This is a genomic window from Bacillus sp. DNRA2 (assembly GCF_012843265.1).
Classification (GTDB): domain Bacteria; phylum Bacillota; class Bacilli; order Bacillales; family Cytobacillaceae; genus Bacillus_BU.
Window position 1 is genome coordinate 21,440 of the sequence record NZ_JABAIT010000007.1, and the last position, 17,440, is coordinate 38,879.

Genomic DNA, 17,440 nt, shown 5'->3' on the forward strand with positions numbered 1-17,440 from the left:
AAATTGAATATTTGTCAAGGCATCAGCATTATATATAATGAAACATATACCATGAAATATTTTGCGCAAGAATATGTGAGACTCTGAAAAAAATTTCAGGAAGGATGCTGATTCATTTTGCAATCTGAAATTCAAACGATGCTCGAAGCCATTATACAATGTAGTGAGGAAGCGATATCGGTCGTTGACGAGCACGGTATTGGTTTGTTAATAAATCCGGCCTATACGAGAATTACTGGGCTAAAAGAAGATAAGGTCATCGGTCAGCCGGCAACAGCTGATATCTCTGAAGGGGAAAGCATGCATTTAAAGGTGCTCAAGACCCGGCGGCCTGTTCGTGGAGTATCAATGCGCGTTGGTCCCCACAAACGGGAGGTCATCGTTAATGTTGCACCGATTATTGTCAATGGCATACTAAAGGGAAGCGTAGGCGTGATTCAAGATGTATCGGAAATTCGTAAATTAACAGAAGAGCTTAATCGTGCTCGCCAAATTATTCGAACACTTGAAGCTAAATACACTTTTGAAGATATCGTTGCCAGATCCGATGAAATGAATATTGCAATCGAGCAGGCAAAATTAGGTGCAAAAACACCGGCTACTGTGTTATTAAGAGGAGAATCCGGTACTGGTAAGGAGTTATTTGCCCATGCGATACATAATGCAAGCGATCGTAAATTTAATAAATTTCTTCGCGTAAATTGTGCTGCCATTTCTGAGTCGCTGCTTGAGAGTGAATTGTTTGGCTATGAGGAAGGAGCGTTTTCAGGGGCAAAACGGGGAGGGAAAAAGGGCTTATTTGAAGAGGCTAACAATGGAAGTATTTTTTTAGATGAAATCGGCGAATTGACGCTTAGCACTCAGGCGAAGTTATTACGGGTTTTACAGGAGCGGGAAATTGTTAGAGTTGGCGGAACAAAGCCAATCCCAATTAATGTCCGAATTATTGCAGCCACAAATGTCAATTTGGAAAAAGGAATTTCTGAGGGGAGCTTCCGTGAGGACCTATATTATCGGTTAAATCGAATGCCTATTCAAATTCCTCCTTTGCGAAAAAGAAAGGAAGACATCCCAGCGTTATGCGAATTTCTGATTCAAAAAATGAATCTGGATTACGGTCGAAACATTGAAGGATTATCTGACAGGGCAATTGAACACCTTCTCGACTATGATTGGGCGGGTAATGTAAGAGAACTTGAAAATATCCTTGGTCGGGCCATTATCTTTATGGGAAAAAATGAGACAATCATCGAAGCATTTCACCTACCTGAGCTTGACGGCAAAGCTTTACAACATCATCGCATCAGTCCGAGCAGTGATTCTTTCGAAATCAAACCATTGGCATCGATGCTTGAGCGTTATGAAAAGCAAATCCTGATGGATACTTTGGAAAAATGTAAGGGGAATAAAACCCAAGCTGCTAAACTGCTGAAGGTATCGGTTCGAAACCTATATTATAAATTAACAAAATATCACCTTGAATAAAATTGCCTGCAATATTTTTCATACATATGCAAAATATTGCAGGCGATTTCTGTTTTTTTGCCTAATTTCTTCATCAATTTAAGTTGGCATGGATTTTGCATTATGAATGTTGATGGTAACAAAACCAAATATGGTGAGGAGAACAAAATGAAACATGTTGATTGTTTTCGAATTCTTGTCATAAATCCTAGCAATACTTCAACTAAAATTGGTGTATATGATAATGAATTCCCCCTATTTGAATCAAAAATTGACCACAAACCTGAAGAGTTCGAAAAAATCCCCTCCCTAACAGCGCAATCCCCTTTTAGAACGAAGGCAATTTTAGAAATACTGGACAAAGAGGGAATCAATATTTCTAAACTCGACGCTATTTGCGGGCGTGGCGGGTTGCTTAGACCAATTAACGGGGGAACATATCTTGTTAATGAGCCAATGCTTGTGGATTTATCGATTGGTTTTAATGGTCAACATCCCTCAAATTTAGGAGGGATCATTGCTCATGAGATTGCATCGAAATTAAATATTCCGGCTTTTATCATTGATCCAGTGGTCGTAGACGAGCTTGATTCTGTTGCGCGTATTTCGGGTTTTCCGCTAATTGAAAGAAAAAGTATTTTTCATGCTCTCAACCAAAAGGCAGCCGCTCGTCGAGTTGCAAACCGATTGGGACGAAATTACGAGGATGTCAGTTTAATCGTTGCACATTTGGGTAAAGGTATTTCGGTAGGAGTTCATCATCATGGACGCGTAATTGATGTCAATAACGGCTTAGATGGTGAAGGTCCATTTAGTCCTGAACGCGCGGGGACAATCCCGCCGGGTGATTTAATAACGTTATGCTCAAAAGGTCAGGCAAGCGCCGAAGACACATATCAAAAAATCCTAAATCAAAGTGGATTTGTTGGATATTTAGGGACAAATGATGAATTAAAAGTTGAAAAAATGATTAAAAATGGTAGTGAACAAGCTTTATTGATTTTTTCGGCATTGGTCTATCAGATTGCCAAAGAAATCGGAGCTGCAAGTACGGTGTTAGCGGGTAGAGTCGATGGTATTATACTGACAGGTAATTTAGCTAAATCCGAAAGATTAATATCAGATATTATTACAAGAATCCATTGGATAGCGGATGTGTTCGTTGTACCGGGTGAAGATGCGCTTCAAGCACTTGCGCTCGGAGCGTTACGGGTTTTGCGCGGTGAAGAAAGTGCACGAGAATACCCTGGTGGAGCAATCAATCCGAACTATAATCGGTAAGGAGGAAGCGTTTTGGCAGTTGAATATGATTTGGTTGTATTGGGTGGAGGGACTGGTGGCTATGTTGCAGCAATTCGGGCGGCCCAGTTGGGTTTAAAAACAGCGATCGTTGAAAAAGCAAAGCTTGGTGGAACATGTCTCCATTCAGGTTGCATTCCAAGTAAAGCATTATTACGAAGTGCTGAAGTTTATGCAACGATGAAACATAGTGAAGATTTTGGCGTTTTTGCGAGTGAAATCAGTTTAGATTTTACAAGAGTGCAATCACGAAAAGAGTCTATTATCGACCAATTATATAAGGGTGTTATGCATTTAATGAAGAAAGGAAAAATTGATGTATATGAAGGCTTGGGGCGTATATTAGGTCCTTCGATATTTTCACCAATACCCGGGACCATATCTGTTGAAATGAATAACGGTACTGATAATGAAATGCTTATTCCCAAAAATGTGCTCATTGCAACTGGCTCCCGTCCACGAACATTACCTGGACTGGTGATTGATGGCCACTTTGTTTTATCCTCTGATGAGGCCCTACAACTTGAAGCACTCCCTCAATCGATGATTATTATTGGTGGTGGCGTCATTGGGATTGAGTGGGCGTCAATGCTGTCTGATTTCGGGGTTCAGGTAACCGTACTGGAATATGCGGATAGAATTCTTCCTACAGAGGATGCAGAAATCTCTAAGGAAATGCAACGACTCATGAAGAAAAAAGGTGTAAAAATTGTTACCAATGCTAAAGTTCTCCCGGAAACTTTAGAGACAGGGAGTGGAGTTGGCATCTCGGCTGAAATCAAACAAGAAACCAAGTCATTTTCGGCTGAAAAACTGTTGGTTTCAGTTGGTAGACAAGCAAATATTGAAGGAATCGGTCTTGAAAATACCGACATCCAGATTGCGAATGGTTGCGTTGCAACTAATGCTTATTATCAAACAAATGAATCGCATATTTATGCGATTGGTGATGTTATCGGAGGTTTGCAACTGGCCCACGTCGCAGCAAATGAAGGCATTATTGCTGTCGAGCATATTGCGGGACTTTCACCTGAAGTACTTAATTACAACCATGTTCCACGTTGTATTTATGGAAAGCCTGAAGTGGCAAGTATTGGTTTAACAGAAACACAAAGCTTGCAGAATGGGCATCAGATTAAGACGGGCAAATTCTCCTTCCGAGCTGTCGGTAAAGCGTTGGTTTTTGGGGAATACGATGGTTTTGTGAAAATTGTTGCGGATTCAAAAACGAATGATATTTTAGGTGTTCATATGATTGGACCGCATGTGACTGATTTAATTTCAGAGGCTGGACTGGCAATGGTTTTAGATGCAACACCATGGGAAATTACAAAAACGATTCATCCGCATCCGACCTTGTCGGAAACGATATTTGAAGCGGCGCTTGCGGTTGATGGGAAAGCACTACATTCTTAATGATTAATGGGAGGTATTTTAATGGTTGAAAATCGCCATCAAGAACTGGGATTATCAGATGCTGAGGTCTTGGATATTTATAAGACGATGCTGTTGGCACGACGAATCGATGAGCGGATGTGGCTCTTAAATCGGGCTGGGAAAATACCATTTGTTATATCTTGCCAAGGTCAGGAGGCTGCCCAAGTCGGTGCTGCTTTTGCTTTGGATAAAAATAAAGATTATATCCTGCCTTATTATCGTGATCTTGGCGTGGTATTAACCTTTGGAATGACCGCAACCGAAATCATGTTGTCTGGGTTTGCTAAAGCAGAAGACCCTAACTCTGGTGGTCGCCAAATGCCAGGACATTTCGGCCAAAAGAAAAATAGAATTATAACGGGATCATCCCCTGTGACAACTCAAGTTCCTCATGCAGTCGGTGTGGCATTGGCTGGAAAAATGGAAAAGAAGGATCTTGTTACGTTTGTAACGTTTGGAGAAGGCTCCTCCAATCAGGGAGATTTCCATGAAGGTGCTAACTTTGCAGGTGTCCATAAACTTCCAGTAATTTTTATGTGCGAAAACAATAAATACGCCATTTCTGTTCCCATTTCAAAGCAATTAGGGTGTGAAAAGGTTTCGGACCGAGCCATTGGCTACGGAATGCCAGGCTTTACTGTAGATGGTAATGATCCGCTTGAAGTGTATCGTATTGTAAAAGCTGCTGTAGACCGAGCTCGTCGCGGTGAAGGCCCGACATTAATTGAAACTGTCTCCTATCGATTAACTCCACATTCTTCCGATGATGATGATCGGGCTTATCGGGCTCAGGATGAAGTAGCCGAGGCGAAGACGAAGGATCCGATTATTACGTTTCGTTCCTATTTAACAGCAGTAGGAATTCTTAATGATGAACTTGAAACTGAGATAACTGATCAAATCGCAAATATCGTTGACGAAGCGACTGAATATGCTGAACTGGCACCATACGCAGAACCAGAGCTTGCTCTGAAATATGTATACGAAAATGAGTAAGGGGGTAGAAACATGGCGGTTATTTCTTATATAGATGCAGTTACGATGGCCATTCGGGAAGAAATGGAGCGCGACTCGAGGGTGTTTGTCCTGGGCGAAGATGTCGGCTTAAAGGGTGGCGTGTTTAAAGCGACCCAAGGCTTGTACGAGCAATTTGGTGAAGCGCGTGTAATTGATACTCCTTTGGCAGAGTCAGCAATTGCTGGTGTGGGAATTGGTGCAGCAATGTATGGAATGCGACCAATTGCCGAAATGCAATTTGCTGATTTTATCATGCCTGCCGTAAACCAAATTATTTCTGAAGCTGCAAAAATTCGCTATCGTTCTAACAATGACTGGCATTGTCCAATCGTTATTCGTGCTCCTTATGGTGGTGGTATCCATGGTGCACTCTACCATTCGCAATCAGTTGAAGCAGTATTTGCTAACCAACCAGGCCTGAAAATTGTCATGCCCTCTACACCTTATGATGTAAAAGGTTTACTTAAGGCAGCGATTCGCGATAACGATCCAGTTTTATTTTTCGAACATAAACGGGCTTATCGCATGATAAAAGGAGAAGTGCCTGAGGAGGACTACACACTGCCAATCGGGAAAGCGGATGTAAAGCGCGAAGGTGAAGATATTACCGTCATTACTTATGGTTTATGTGTTCATTTTGCCTTGCAAGCTGCTGAACGCTTAGCAACCGAAGGAATTTCAACGCATATTTTAGACTTACGCACCGTTTATCCGCTGGATCAACAAGCAATTATTGAAGCAGCTTCAAAAACTGGAAAAGTATTGCTTCTTACTGAGGATAACAAGGAAGGAAGCGTGATGAGCGAAGTCGCGGCGATTATCGCTGAGCATTGCTTATTTGATTTAGATGCACCAATTAAGCGCTTAGCTGGTCCAGATGTACCTGCGATGCCATATGCGCCGACTATGGAAAAATTTTTCATGGTGAACCCTGAAAAAGTCGAAAAAGCGATGCGCGAGCTTGCTGAATTTTAGCTTGATTGGTGTTTTGGCAAATAAATTCTGATTTTGGCAAGTAAATCTGAAAAATGGCAAATAAATTCTGATTTTGGCAAAAAAAACTGAAAAACGGCAAATAAATTCTGATTTTGGCAAATAAATCTGAAAAACGGCAAATAAATCGTAATTTAGGCAAGTAAAGTCAATAAACAGCAAGTAAAAGGAGGGGCGAGTCCTTGACAATTGAACAAATTAAAATGCCTAAGCTCGGTGAAAGTGTCACTGAAGGAACAATAGGTCGATGGTTGGTAGGAGTAGGGGATAAGGTCAAAAAATATGATTCTTTGGCAGAAGTGATGACAGATAAAGTAAATGCTGAAATACCTTCCTCTTTCACCGGGGTAATCAAAGAGCTGATTGCCCATGAAGGTGATACATTATCTGTTGGAGAAATTATCTGCACGATTGAAGTAGCGGGTTCAGTACCGTCAAAACCTGAGACAAGTGGTGTAAGCGGGGCGGACTCTGTCGCAACCACAGCAAAAACAATTGCGGCGCGACTAGCAGCTGCTCCATCAGAGCCGGTAAAAGGACAACACTCTTCAGAAAAAATACGCTATTCTCCTGCAGTATTGAAGTTATCTCAAGAGCATGGAATTGATTTAAGTCTGGTTAAGGGAAGCGGTGCTGAGGGTCGCATCACCAGGAAGGACTTGTTGAAGCTGATTGAAGCAGGAACAATTCCAACAGCAGCGGTTACACCAAAGAGCGACCAAAAGCAAGAGACAGTAATTGAACCAAGTTCACTAACGCAGACCATATCAAATACCACAGATGTTGAACTACCAGTTAATGGTCTGCGAAAAGCGATTGCCTCCAACATGGTTCGCAGCATGCAGGAGATTCCGCATGCTTGGATGATGGTCGAGGTGGATGTAACAAACTTGGTAAGCTATCGAAACGCTATGAAAGCTGAATTTAAACAAAAAGAAGGCTTTAACCTCACCTTCTTCGCCTTTTTTGTTAAGGCAGTTGCTCAAGCACTTAAGGCTTATCCCGAGCTTAATTCAACTTGGGCTGGCGATAAAATCATCCAGAAAAAAGACATCAATATTTCAATAGCCGTGGCAACAGACAATGCCTTATTCGTACCAGTCATTAAACATGCTGATGAAAAATCAATCAAAGGAATCGCCCGTGAAATATCGGAGTATGCTGTAAAAACTCGCACTGGTAAATTAACGAATGCTGATATGAGTGGCGGAACATTTACCGTTAATAATACCGGCTCTTTTGGTTCAGTTCAGTCGATGGGAATCATTAACTACCCACAGGCTGCAATTTTACAAGTGGAATCGATTATCAAACGACCGGTCGTCGTAAATGACAATATGATTGCGATTCGCGATATGGTTAACTTATGCTTATCTCTCGATCATCGAATTCTCGACGGTTTGGTGTGCGGTCGTTTCCTCCAACACTTAAAAACCATCCTCGAAGGCATTTCCAAAGAAAATACATCTATTTATTAAAAATAAAACCGTTGCGCTCCGTACGCAACGGTTTATTTTTGCTGTATTACTCAAACAATAAAAGCTGGCTTTTCCAATGGAAAAGCCAGCCTCCCCAAAAATCGTTTCAAGAATGGGCATCCTACCAATGGTGGGCTTTCGCATTACTTCTCGCAATAATGGTATTCAACGTCCGCTTTGTTTGTCCGTTCACTTGCGAATTTAAATGTTTTGGCCGTGTCCAAGTATGGTGAAAAAGCTCAGAGTGTGGATCTAAACGATCTTTATAACTCATACTATCACCTCGTGGTTAGGATTACTTGAAAAACGATGAGTCGATATTCAAATTTAGAATATCAGTTTTAGAATTCGTTGCGAGCAACAAAAATATTCATAGGAAAATAATTCCAATAATGTGATGATTAAACATAATTCTTCTATATAAGATATATCTACAACATCACCCAATATTTGACAAATAGTAAAATAAAATTTCCGATTCTGAGTTTCTCACATTGCCAGTTTCGACAGGATATACTAAAATAATAAGGGATGCCCGAATAATTAGAATTTTAATAAAATTTAGTTTAGCAATTTGGAGGGAGGGGAGGTTGTCCTAGTGACAGCCGGCTTATGAGTATGAATGAAATGAAAAGCATCGCATTTCCACCGGTTTCTACCGATGAATGGAAACAAAAAGCCGAAGAAAGCTTAAAAGGCAAGTCTGTCGAATCACTATCTAGAAGTACATATGAAGACATTAAGTTAAAACCGCTTTATACAAAAGAAGACTTAGAAAACAAAGTTGTTTCAGAAATTCCAGGATTTGAAGATTATCGACGCGGAATGAATCCGCTAGGGTACGCAACAAATGAATGGAAGGTTGCCCAAACGATTCCAGCAGGTAACGTTGAAGAAATGAAAGAATTATTGATTACTTCGTTTCAAAAGGGCCAAACAGCTATTTCATTTGAACTATCTGAAAAAGTATTGTTAGAAATCCCAAATATAATTGCTGATGTATTTGCAGCTTACCCTTTCAGTGTCAATGCAAAGCACTATCAAGCTGATCTTTTAACTTTAGTGCAACAAATGGCAGAAGAAAGTGGCAAAACAGAAGAAGTTTCTGGATTTATTGGTTTAGACCCTGTAGCTGTTGCAGCAGAATCTGGTTCAGATATTGACACAGCATATGATCAATGGGTGAAAACTATCAGCTATAGCGCTGATAAATTGCCAAATCTAAAAACAATTCTTGTTGATACAACGCCATATCATAATGGTGGAGCAAATGCCGTTCAGGAATTAGCAATAAGTTTAGCAACTGGTGTTGAACATATTGAAAGATTATCTGAACGTGGTCTTAGTATCGATGCTATTTTAGATAAAATGGTATTCAAATTTGCAATTGGTTCAAATTTCTTTATGGAAATGGCAAAATTGCGTGCAGCAAGACTTCTGTGGAGTAAGTTAACAGAGGCATATGCGGTCGCACCACAATTACGTAAATTAGTAATTTCTGCGGAGACATCTCAATTTACAAAAACAAAATATGACCCATATGTTAACCTTTTAAGAGCAGGAAATGAGGCGTTCGCAGCAATTCTCGGTGGCATCCAGTACTTGCATGTAAGCCCATTCAACGAGCCTGAAGGTAAAGCGAATGCGTTCTCTGACCGGATCGCCCGCAATACTCAATTAGTTTTAAAAGAAGAAGCACATTTGAAAAATGTCGTCGATCCAGCAGGTGGATCTTGGTACATTGAATCATTAACAAATGAACTTGCTGAAAAAGCTTGGGCATTATTCTTAGACATTGATGCTAAGGGTGGAGTCGTTTCAGCATTACGTTCAAATTGGCTGCAGGAGCAAATTAAAGCGGTTAATGAAAAACGTCAAAAAGACATTTTCACTCGCAAGCAAAGTATCATTGGAACAAACATTTATGCAAACCTTGCTGAGGAGCCACTACAAGTGGAACAAAACAGTGCAGCTAAACAAGATGGTTCATTCCTAACAATTCCGCAAAATCGTCTTGCTCAACCTTATGAAGCATTGCGAGGTCGTGCTGAACAATTGAAAAATGAAGCTAAACTTGGCTTGTTATGCCTTGGCGAATTAAAACAACATAAGGCACGTGCTGATTTTATCACAGGCTTTGTTGCTCCAGGAGGAGTAAAGACAGTTAAAAGTGATGGAGTCGACTCCCTTGAGGCAGCTGCGGCTTTTGTTGATGGTACACAATTGAGTCATTTCTGCCTTTGTGGAAGTAATGATCAATACAATGAATTCGGTCCAGAGCTTGTTGCTAAGCTAAAAACACAATATCCAACAGCAACATTCTATCTTGCCGGTGCTCCTGAAAATGAAGCAGAGTGGCAAAACGCTGGAATTTCACAAGTGATTACTGTGAAGAGCAACTGCTACCAAACATTAGCACAGCTGCTTGATGAATTGGAGGTGGAATAATATGACAAAACCAGATTTTAAAAATGTCGACATTTTAAAAGATCAAGAAACAACGAAACAGGAATGGCAAGCGAAGGCAGAAGCTGAAATTTCAAAATCAATCGACGATCTTTTATTTGAAACAAACGAATATATCAAAGTAAAACCGCTTTATACAAAAGATGATCTTGAAGGTATGACTCATCTTGATGATAAACCGGGGATTGCACCATATACACGTGGTCCATATCCAACGATGTATGTAAATCGTCCTTGGACTGTTCGTCAATATGCTGGATTCTCTACAGCAGAAGAAAGTAATGCATTCTATCGTCGTAACCTTGCAATGGGTCAAAAAGGACTTTCTGTTGCATTCGACTTAGCAACACACCGTGGTTATGATTCCGACCATCCGCGTGTAGTAGGGGATGTTGGTAAAGCTGGTGTAGCGATTGATTCCATTTTAGATATGAAAACTTTGTTTGCTGGTATTCCGCTAGATCAAATGTCAGTATCGATGACCATGAATGGTGCTGTATTGCCAGTTATGGCGTTCTATATCGTTACTGCTGAAGAGCAAGGAGTAAGCCAAGAAAAGCTTTCTGGTACTATCCAAAACGATATCCTTAAAGAATACATGGTTCGAAACACATATATTTATCCGCCAGAAATGTCAATGAAGATTATTGCTGATATTTTTGAATATACTTCCAAGTACATGCCTAAATTCAATAGCATCAGTATCTCTGGTTACCATATGCAAGAAGCAGGGGCACCAGCTGACATTGAATTAGCATATACATTGGCTGATGGTCTTGAGTATGTTAGAACCGGTTTAAAAGCGGGAATTCCTATTGATAAGTTTGCACCACGCCTTTCATTCTTCTGGGCTATCGGTATGAACTATTTCATGGAAGTTGCTAAAATGCGTGCAGCTCGGATTATTTGGGCAAAAATGATTAAAACTTTCTTGCCTGAAAACGAAAAATCGCTTGCTTTACGTACACACTCGCAAACTTCTGGTTGGAGTTTAACAGAGCAAGATCCATTCAATAACGTAACACGTACACTAATTGAAGCTCACGCAGCGACAATGGGACATACTCAATCTCTTCACACAAATGCATTGGATGAAGCAATTGCCCTACCAACAGACTTCTCGGCTCGTATTGCTCGTAATACTCAGCTATTCCTACAAGAAGAAGCGGGTGTTACAAATGTAATCGACCCTTGGGGTGGTTCTTACTACGTAGAATCGCTAACTAACCAATTAGTTGAGCGCGCTTGGGCACATATTGAAGAAATCGAAAATCTTGGCGGTATGGCTAAAGCAATTGAAACTGGTCTTCCAAAAATGAGAATCGAAGAAGCGGCTGCGCGCAGACAAGCAAAAATCGATTCAGGTGTTGAGACTATTATTGGCGTAAACAAATATCGCTTAGAACAAGAAGAAGATATCGATATTTTAGAAGTAGACAATACAGTAGTTCGTAAAGCTCAAATTGAGCGTTTGACTCATTTAAGAGCGACTCGTGATGAAAGTGTTGTCCAAGAAGCACTTGCAGCCATTACACGTGCAGCTGAAACTGGCGAAGGTAACTTATTAGACCTTGCTGTTAAAGCAGCTCGAGCTCGTGCATCACTAGGCGAAATCTCTGATGCGATTGAAGTAGCTTCAGGTCGTCATAAAGCAGTCATCCGCTCTATTAGTGGTGTGTACAGCACTGCCTTCTCTAACGAAGAAGAAATTACAACTGTTAAGCAAATGTGTGAAGAATTCCTTGAAAATGAAGGAAGAAGACCACGTATTCTTGTCGCTAAACTAGGTCAGGATGGGCATGACCGTGGGGCTAAGGTTATTTCAACTGCCTTTGCGGATTTAGGCTATGATGTTGATATCGGTCCTTTATTCCAAACTCCAGAAGAAACTGCCCGTCAAGCGGTTGAAAATGACGTACATGTTGTTGGTTTCAGTTCACTAGCTGCAGGTCATAAAACACTTTTACCAGCGCTTGTTGATGAATTGAAAAAACTTGGTCGTGAAGACATTCTTGTTGTAATCGGCGGGGTTATTCCGGCACAGGATTATGAATATTTATATGAACACGGTGCTGCTGCGATCTTTGGTCCTGGTACTGTAATTCCTGTTGCAGCTCAAAAGGTAATCGAAAAGATTTACCAACGTTTGGGCTACGAGGAAGTGGTAAAATAATGGACGGAAATAAAAGTCCGGAAAGTCATGAGCCTAAAATTTTGGACGAGGTACAAACAGGTACCTTTGTTCCAAAAAAGCGGTTCAAAAAAAAGTCAGATAAGGACATTAGTGTCGATGATTTGGCTAAAGGGGTAAAAAACGGAGATCGAGGCTTGCTTGCACGAGCAATCACCTTGATTGAAAGTAATGCCGAACATCATTTTCAAAAAGGACAGGAGCTTCTACAAAAGCTCCTGCCTGATTCAGGTAAGTCTATCCGCATCGGTATAACTGGTGTTCCGGGTGCAGGAAAAAGTACCTTTATTGAAGCATTTGGAACGTATTTGTGTGAACAAGGCTACCGTGTTGCGGTGTTAGCCGTCGATCCAAGCTCTAGCATCAGTGGTGGAAGCATTTTAGGCGATAAAACACGTATGGGAGAATTAGCTAATAATCCTCGTGCGTTTATCCGACCGTCTCCATCAGAAGGTAAGCTTGGTGGCGTTCATCGTAAAACTCGAGAAACCATGCTCATCTGTGAAGCTGCTGGCTTTGATGTCATCCTCATTGAAACAGTGGGGGTAGGTCAAAGTGAAGTTGTTGTCCGCAATATGGTTGACTTCTTCATGCTTGTCGTTTTAACTGGTGCTGGTGATGAACTACAAGGAATGAAGAAGGGGATTATGGAGCTTGCTGATGCGATTGTCGTAAATAAAGCTGATGGGGAAAATAAACCATTAGCTGAAAAAACTCGGGAAGAATATCGCAGGATTGTCCATTTCCTTCAGCCTTTTACAAAGGGCTGGCCAACCCAAGTAACGACTTGTTCGGCGCTTTATTATGAAGGAATTGATGGAGTATGGAAAATCGTTAATGATTTTGAAAATCAAACGAAGCAATCTGGTGTGTTTGAGTCGAGACGCCGTGTTCAAACGAAGGAATGGATGTACTCGATGATTATTGACCAGCTACAAGCTAGCTTTTTCCACCATCCAGATGTGAAATTCTTATTACCGAAACTTGAAAATGAAGTGATTACAGGCGATCGCACTGTTACAAATGCAGTTGAGAGTCTCTTTAAAGCATATCTTGGTTAACAAGGGGGGTGGTTCCGTAGGAATCACTCCTTTTTGCCGATAATAGCTTAAATGTTGAAAACAATGTTATTGTATTGTTATCATATACATATGGTTAATAACATTTTTAATAGGAGCGATAAAATGAGCATAGATTTTAATCTTTTTATGAATGATGTAGTACGTCAAGCACGTCAGGAAATCGTAGCTGCGGGCTATCAGGAGCTTAAGTCTGCAGAAGAGGTCGATGAGGCATTAGCACAAAAAGGAACGACTTTAGTTATGGTCAATTCAGTATGTGGTTGTGCCGGAGGTATTGCCCGTCCTGCAGCTGCACATGCACTTCATTATGATAAACGACCGAACCATTTGGTTACAGTTTTTGCCGGACAAGATAAAGAGGCAACTGAAAGAGCGCGCAGCTACTTTACAGGATTTCCGCCTTCATCACCTTCTTTTGCATTACTAAAGGATGGAAAGATTTGCGAAATGATTGAACGTCATGACATTGAAGGCTTTGGTCCAATGGACGTGGTGCAGAAGCTGCAAAATGCATTTGAAAAACATTGTGATGAATTGTAAAAAGGTGGGATTTCCCATCTTTTTTCGTTTTTAGTGCTACTTAAAAAATGCATTCATTCCAGAATTTTGATAAAATTAGAAAAAATTATCAATTATTATTAATGGGAGTATTTATGAAATTTAAAATTGGTTATCGAACGATTAAAACAGCAGTGGGCACAGCGTTATCGATTATTCTAGCTCAAAGTTTTGGGTTAGAAAGTTATGTATCCGCTGGGATCCTGACGATTTTATGTATCCAAGTGACAAGAAAAAAATCGTTGCGAGCATCCTGGGATCGATTCTTAGCGTGCATTTTAGCGATGTTATTCGCCTTTGTTTTCTTCGAGCATATTGCCTATCACCCACTCTTAATCGGGCTTTTATTGTTGTTTTTTATACCAACCGCGGTGTTGTTTAAAGCACAGGATGGAATTGTATCTAGCTCCGTCATATTACTGCACATTTATTCAGCTGGAAAATTTACCATACCTGTTGTGACAAATGAATTGGGGATCATCACGATTGGAATTGGTGTAGCATTAGTTATGAACCTATACATGCCGAGTGTAAAGCCAAAATTGGATGTTTACCAGGAACAAATTGAGGAGAAATTCAGAGTCATTTTTCTTGAAATTGCTCAATATTTACGAACAAACGAACTTGGTTGGAATGGAAAAGAAATAACTGAGGTTGCAAAATTAATCGAAGAAGCAAAGATTTTAGCATTTCGTGAAGTCGAAAATCAACTGGTTAAAATGGAAGATATTTACTATCTTTATTTTAGGATAAGGGAGAAACAATTCGAAATTATTGAGCGTGTCTTACCTATTATTACAACAATTCAGCCAATGGTTATGCAAAGGGATATCATTGCTGATTTTATCGAAGAGCTCGCTCAAGGGATTAATCCTGGGAATAGTGCTTATGTTTACCTTGACAAATTAATGACGATGAAACAAGAATTCCAAAATATGGACATGCCGAAAACACGAGCGGAATTTGAAGCACGGTCTGCATTATTACATTTTGTCAATGAAATGGAGCAATATTTAATCATAAAAAGTACGTTTAAGGGATTAAACAACAAAAATGGAAATAAAAAATCGATGCAAATGGCTAATATTCAATAAAAAATTGTGAAGAAAGAAAAAATTTTTTTTTGGCAATTATAAAGATTTTTACCATATCAGGGGCTAAAAAAGAGGTTGACTTTAGGATAAGTCAACCTCTTTTGTATGTTCAGCTCTTATTTATAAAAATCTTGAAACCCCTAATAGGAGGGTCGAAACAAGCATGGCGCCTAGCATGAGCATGACAATCACTTTTCTTGTTTTCCTATTTCCCATAAAAAATCCTCCTCGAATATTCACTAAGTCAGCCCTTTTATTGTATAAAAAAAAACAAATTTCAACAACTGAATTTTTTATGAAGGAATTTTGACAAATTAGTAGAATATTTTATATTATTATATTATTCTGAAGAAGGTATGGTGGGGGAAAATGGTGAAAAAAGTCGACCACATTGGGATTGCTGTTAAATCCTTACAGGATCACTTGTCATTTTATACAGAAACTCTTGGTTTGCATTTAGAAAGTATTGAAGAAGTACCAACCCAAAGAGTTAAAGTGGCGTTTATACATGTAGGGGAGACAAAACTCGAACTGCTTGAACCGACATCTGATGACAGTCCTATTGCTAAATTTATTGAAAAACGGGGTGAAGGAATCCATCACGTCGCTCTTGGGGTAACTTCAATAAAAGAGCGAATTGAGGAGATGAAGGAGAAAGGCATTCGCATGATCGATGATGAGCCAAGACCAGGCGCACACGGTACTAAAGTTGCATTTATGCATCCAAAATCAACTGGAGGGGTATTATATGAGTTCTGTGAAAAATAAAGAGGTTGTACAACAACCAGATATGTATGAAAAAATCTATGATCTTTATGATTTAAAACGTGAAATTGAACTAGGCGGCGGTGACGACCGTATTGCAAAGCAACACGAAAAAGGTAAATTAACAGCTCGTGAGAGAATTGAACTATTAGTTGACCCAGGTACATTCGTTGAATTAAACGCTTTCATCGAACACCGCAGCAGCGACTTTGGCTTAGAAAATGTTAAAGGACCTGGTGATGGTGTTGTAACTGGTTACGGTAAAATAAATGGCCGTCCAATCTATTTATTCTCTCAAGACTTTACAGTTTTTGGTGGAGCACTTGGTGAAATGCACGCTAAGAAAATAGCTAATGTTATGGACTTAGCTGCGAAAAACGGTGCGCCATTTGTTGGTTTAAATGATTCTGGTGGTGCCCGAATTCAAGAGGGTGTAGTTTCTCTAGACGGTTATGGTCAAATTTTCTACCGTAACTCTATTTACTCTGGGGTTATTCCGCAAATCTCTGTTATCATGGGACCATGTGCCGGTGGAGCGGTATATTCACCTGCCATCACTGACTTCGTCTTCATGGTAGAAAAAACAAGCCAAATGTTTATCACAGGTCCTAAGGTTATTGAAACCGTTACTGGAGAAAAAATTTCTTCTGAAAATCTTGGCGGTGCAAAAGTACATAGTACGATTAGTGGTAACTGCCATTATCGTGCTGAAACAGAAGTAGAAATTCTTCAAGCAGTTCGTGATGTATTAAGCTATCTTCCAAACAACTGTAATGAAATGCCTCCACGTTTAGAAGCAACTGAAGAAGACGATTATCGTCCAGATTTAGCGGAGATTGTTCCTATCACGGCTACGAAGTCTTATGACGTACATGTTGTTATAGAACAGGTTGTAGATTCCGGATCTTTTATGGAAATACACAAAGACTTCGCGAAAAACGTTGTCGTTGGATTTGCTCGTATTAAAGGTGAGCCTGTTGGTTTAGTATGTAACCAACCTAAATTCATGGCTGGTGGTCTTGATATTGATTCATCAGATAAAGCAGCTCGTTTTATTCGCTTGTGTGATTCTTTCAACGTTCCAATCATCACATTTGAGGATGTTACAGGCTTCTTCCCTGGGGTTAAACAAGAGCATGGTGGTATTATCCGTCACGGTGCGAAAATCCTTTATGCATACTCTGAAGCGACTGTTCCTAAGCTTACAGTTATCACAAGAAAAGCTTACGGTGGTGCATATGTAGCATTGAACAGTAAATCAATCGGTGCTGACTTAGTATTTGCATGGCCAAACGCTGAAATCGCTGTTATGGGATCTCAAGGTGCGGCAAATATTATTTTTGCTAAAGAAATTGCTAACAGTCCAGATCCTGAAGCAACTCGCGCAGCAAAAATCGAAGAATATCGTGTGAAATTTGCAAATCCTTATGTTGCAGCTGCTCGCGGTATGGTTGATGATGTTATCGATCCACGCGAAACAAGAATCAAGCTTATCCAAGCGCTTGAAATGCTTCGCAACAAAGAAGAGAAGAGACCGAAGAAAAAACACGGTAACATTCCTCTATAAATCTATTAATCAAAAACGCGCAAAAGGGC

14 protein-coding genes and 1 pseudogene are annotated in these 17,440 nt (G+C 40.1%); 13 read left to right on the forward strand and 2 right to left on the reverse strand.

Features of this window, described 5'->3' with window-relative positions:
- Nucleotides 1-126 precede the first annotated feature (126 nt).
- The 6 genes and pseudogenes from HHO41_RS07870 to HHO41_RS07895 all read left to right on the forward strand — a co-directional run.
- A pseudogene (locus HHO41_RS07870) lies at nucleotides 127-1,485 on the forward strand (sigma-54 interaction domain-containing protein); the annotation flags it as partial.
- Nucleotides 1,486-1,632: 147 nt separating this feature from the next.
- Nucleotides 1,633-2,745: a butyrate kinase gene (gene buk, locus HHO41_RS07875; protein WP_169097224.1), complete on the forward strand. Its 1,113-nt coding sequence runs from the start codon at nucleotides 1,633-1,635 to the stop codon at nucleotides 2,743-2,745.
- Between the two features lie 12 nt (nucleotides 2,746-2,757).
- Nucleotides 2,758-4,179 carry a dihydrolipoyl dehydrogenase gene (lpdA, locus tag HHO41_RS07880; RefSeq protein WP_169097226.1) on the forward strand — a complete coding sequence of 474 codons (1,422 nt, stop codon included), beginning with the start codon at nucleotides 2,758-2,760 and terminating at the stop codon, nucleotides 4,177-4,179.
- Nucleotides 4,180-4,200: 21 nt separating this feature from the next.
- A complete protein-coding gene (locus HHO41_RS07885) occupies nucleotides 4,201-5,196 on the forward strand; it encodes a thiamine pyrophosphate-dependent dehydrogenase E1 component subunit alpha (RefSeq protein WP_169097228.1) in 996 nt (331 codons plus the stop codon).
- Between the two features lie 12 nt (nucleotides 5,197-5,208).
- Nucleotides 5,209-6,192 (forward strand): alpha-ketoacid dehydrogenase subunit beta, encoded by a 984-nt coding sequence (locus HHO41_RS07890; RefSeq protein WP_169097230.1) that lies wholly within the window; start codon nucleotides 5,209-5,211, stop codon nucleotides 6,190-6,192.
- Nucleotides 6,193-6,392: 200 nt separating this feature from the next.
- Complete coding sequence (locus HHO41_RS07895) at nucleotides 6,393-7,688, forward strand: dihydrolipoamide acetyltransferase family protein (RefSeq protein ID WP_169097232.1); 1,296 nt, start codon at nucleotides 6,393-6,395, stop codon at nucleotides 7,686-7,688.
- A 121-nt stretch (nucleotides 7,689-7,809) separates the two neighbouring features.
- On the opposite strand, the gene HHO41_RS07900 is transcribed toward HHO41_RS07895, so the two are convergent.
- On the reverse strand, nucleotides 7,810-7,962 hold the full coding sequence (locus HHO41_RS07900; RefSeq protein WP_169097234.1) for a YpzG family protein: 153 nt from the start codon (nucleotides 7,960-7,962) through the stop codon (nucleotides 7,810-7,812).
- Nucleotides 7,963-8,315: 353 nt separating this feature from the next.
- On the opposite strand from HHO41_RS07900, the gene HHO41_RS07905 reads away from it, so the two are divergent.
- The 5 genes from HHO41_RS07905 (at nucleotide 8,316) to HHO41_RS07925 (ending at nucleotide 15,079) form a co-directional block, all read left to right on the forward strand.
- Nucleotides 8,316-10,136: a methylmalonyl-CoA mutase subunit beta gene (locus tag HHO41_RS07905; RefSeq protein ID WP_248278401.1), complete on the forward strand. Its 1,821-nt coding sequence runs from the start codon at nucleotides 8,316-8,318 to the stop codon at nucleotides 10,134-10,136.
- A 1-nt stretch (nucleotide 10,137) separates the two neighbouring features.
- Nucleotides 10,138-12,327 carry a methylmalonyl-CoA mutase gene (gene scpA, locus HHO41_RS07910; protein ID WP_169097238.1) on the forward strand — a complete coding sequence of 730 codons (2,190 nt, stop codon included), beginning with the start codon at nucleotides 10,138-10,140 and terminating at the stop codon, nucleotides 12,325-12,327.
- Nucleotides 12,327-13,406, forward strand: a complete 1,080-nt coding sequence (gene meaB, locus HHO41_RS07915) for a methylmalonyl Co-A mutase-associated GTPase MeaB (RefSeq protein WP_169097240.1) — start codon at nucleotides 12,327-12,329, stop codon at nucleotides 13,404-13,406. The genes scpA and meaB overlap by 1 nt, the downstream gene beginning before the upstream one ends.
- Before the next feature lie 123 nt (nucleotides 13,407-13,529).
- Nucleotides 13,530-13,967 (forward strand): BrxA/BrxB family bacilliredoxin, encoded by a 438-nt coding sequence (locus tag HHO41_RS07920; protein WP_169097242.1) that lies wholly within the window; start codon nucleotides 13,530-13,532, stop codon nucleotides 13,965-13,967.
- Between the two features lie 113 nt (nucleotides 13,968-14,080).
- Nucleotides 14,081-15,079, forward strand: a complete 999-nt coding sequence (locus HHO41_RS07925; RefSeq protein ID WP_169097244.1) for an aromatic acid exporter family protein — start codon at nucleotides 14,081-14,083, stop codon at nucleotides 15,077-15,079.
- Between the two features lie 120 nt (nucleotides 15,080-15,199).
- Here the strand turns inward: HHO41_RS07925 and prli42 are convergent, their stop codons facing one another.
- Entirely contained in the window at nucleotides 15,200-15,295 is a 96-nt protein-coding gene (gene prli42, locus HHO41_RS07930) for a stressosome-associated protein Prli42 (RefSeq protein WP_169097246.1), read from the reverse strand.
- 153 nt (nucleotides 15,296-15,448) lie between these two features.
- Between prli42 and mce the strand changes: the two genes are divergently transcribed.
- Both mce and HHO41_RS07940 read left to right on the forward strand, forming a co-directional pair.
- The gene (gene mce, locus HHO41_RS07935; RefSeq protein ID WP_169097248.1) at nucleotides 15,449-15,847 is read left to right on the forward strand and encodes a methylmalonyl-CoA epimerase; all 399 of its coding nucleotides are present in this window, start codon (nucleotides 15,449-15,451) and stop codon (nucleotides 15,845-15,847) included.
- A complete protein-coding gene (locus HHO41_RS07940) occupies nucleotides 15,828-17,411 on the forward strand; it encodes an acyl-CoA carboxylase subunit beta (protein ID WP_169097250.1) in 1,584 nt (527 codons plus the stop codon). The genes mce and HHO41_RS07940 overlap by 20 nt, the downstream gene beginning before the upstream one ends.
- Nucleotides 17,412-17,440 lie beyond the last annotated feature (29 nt).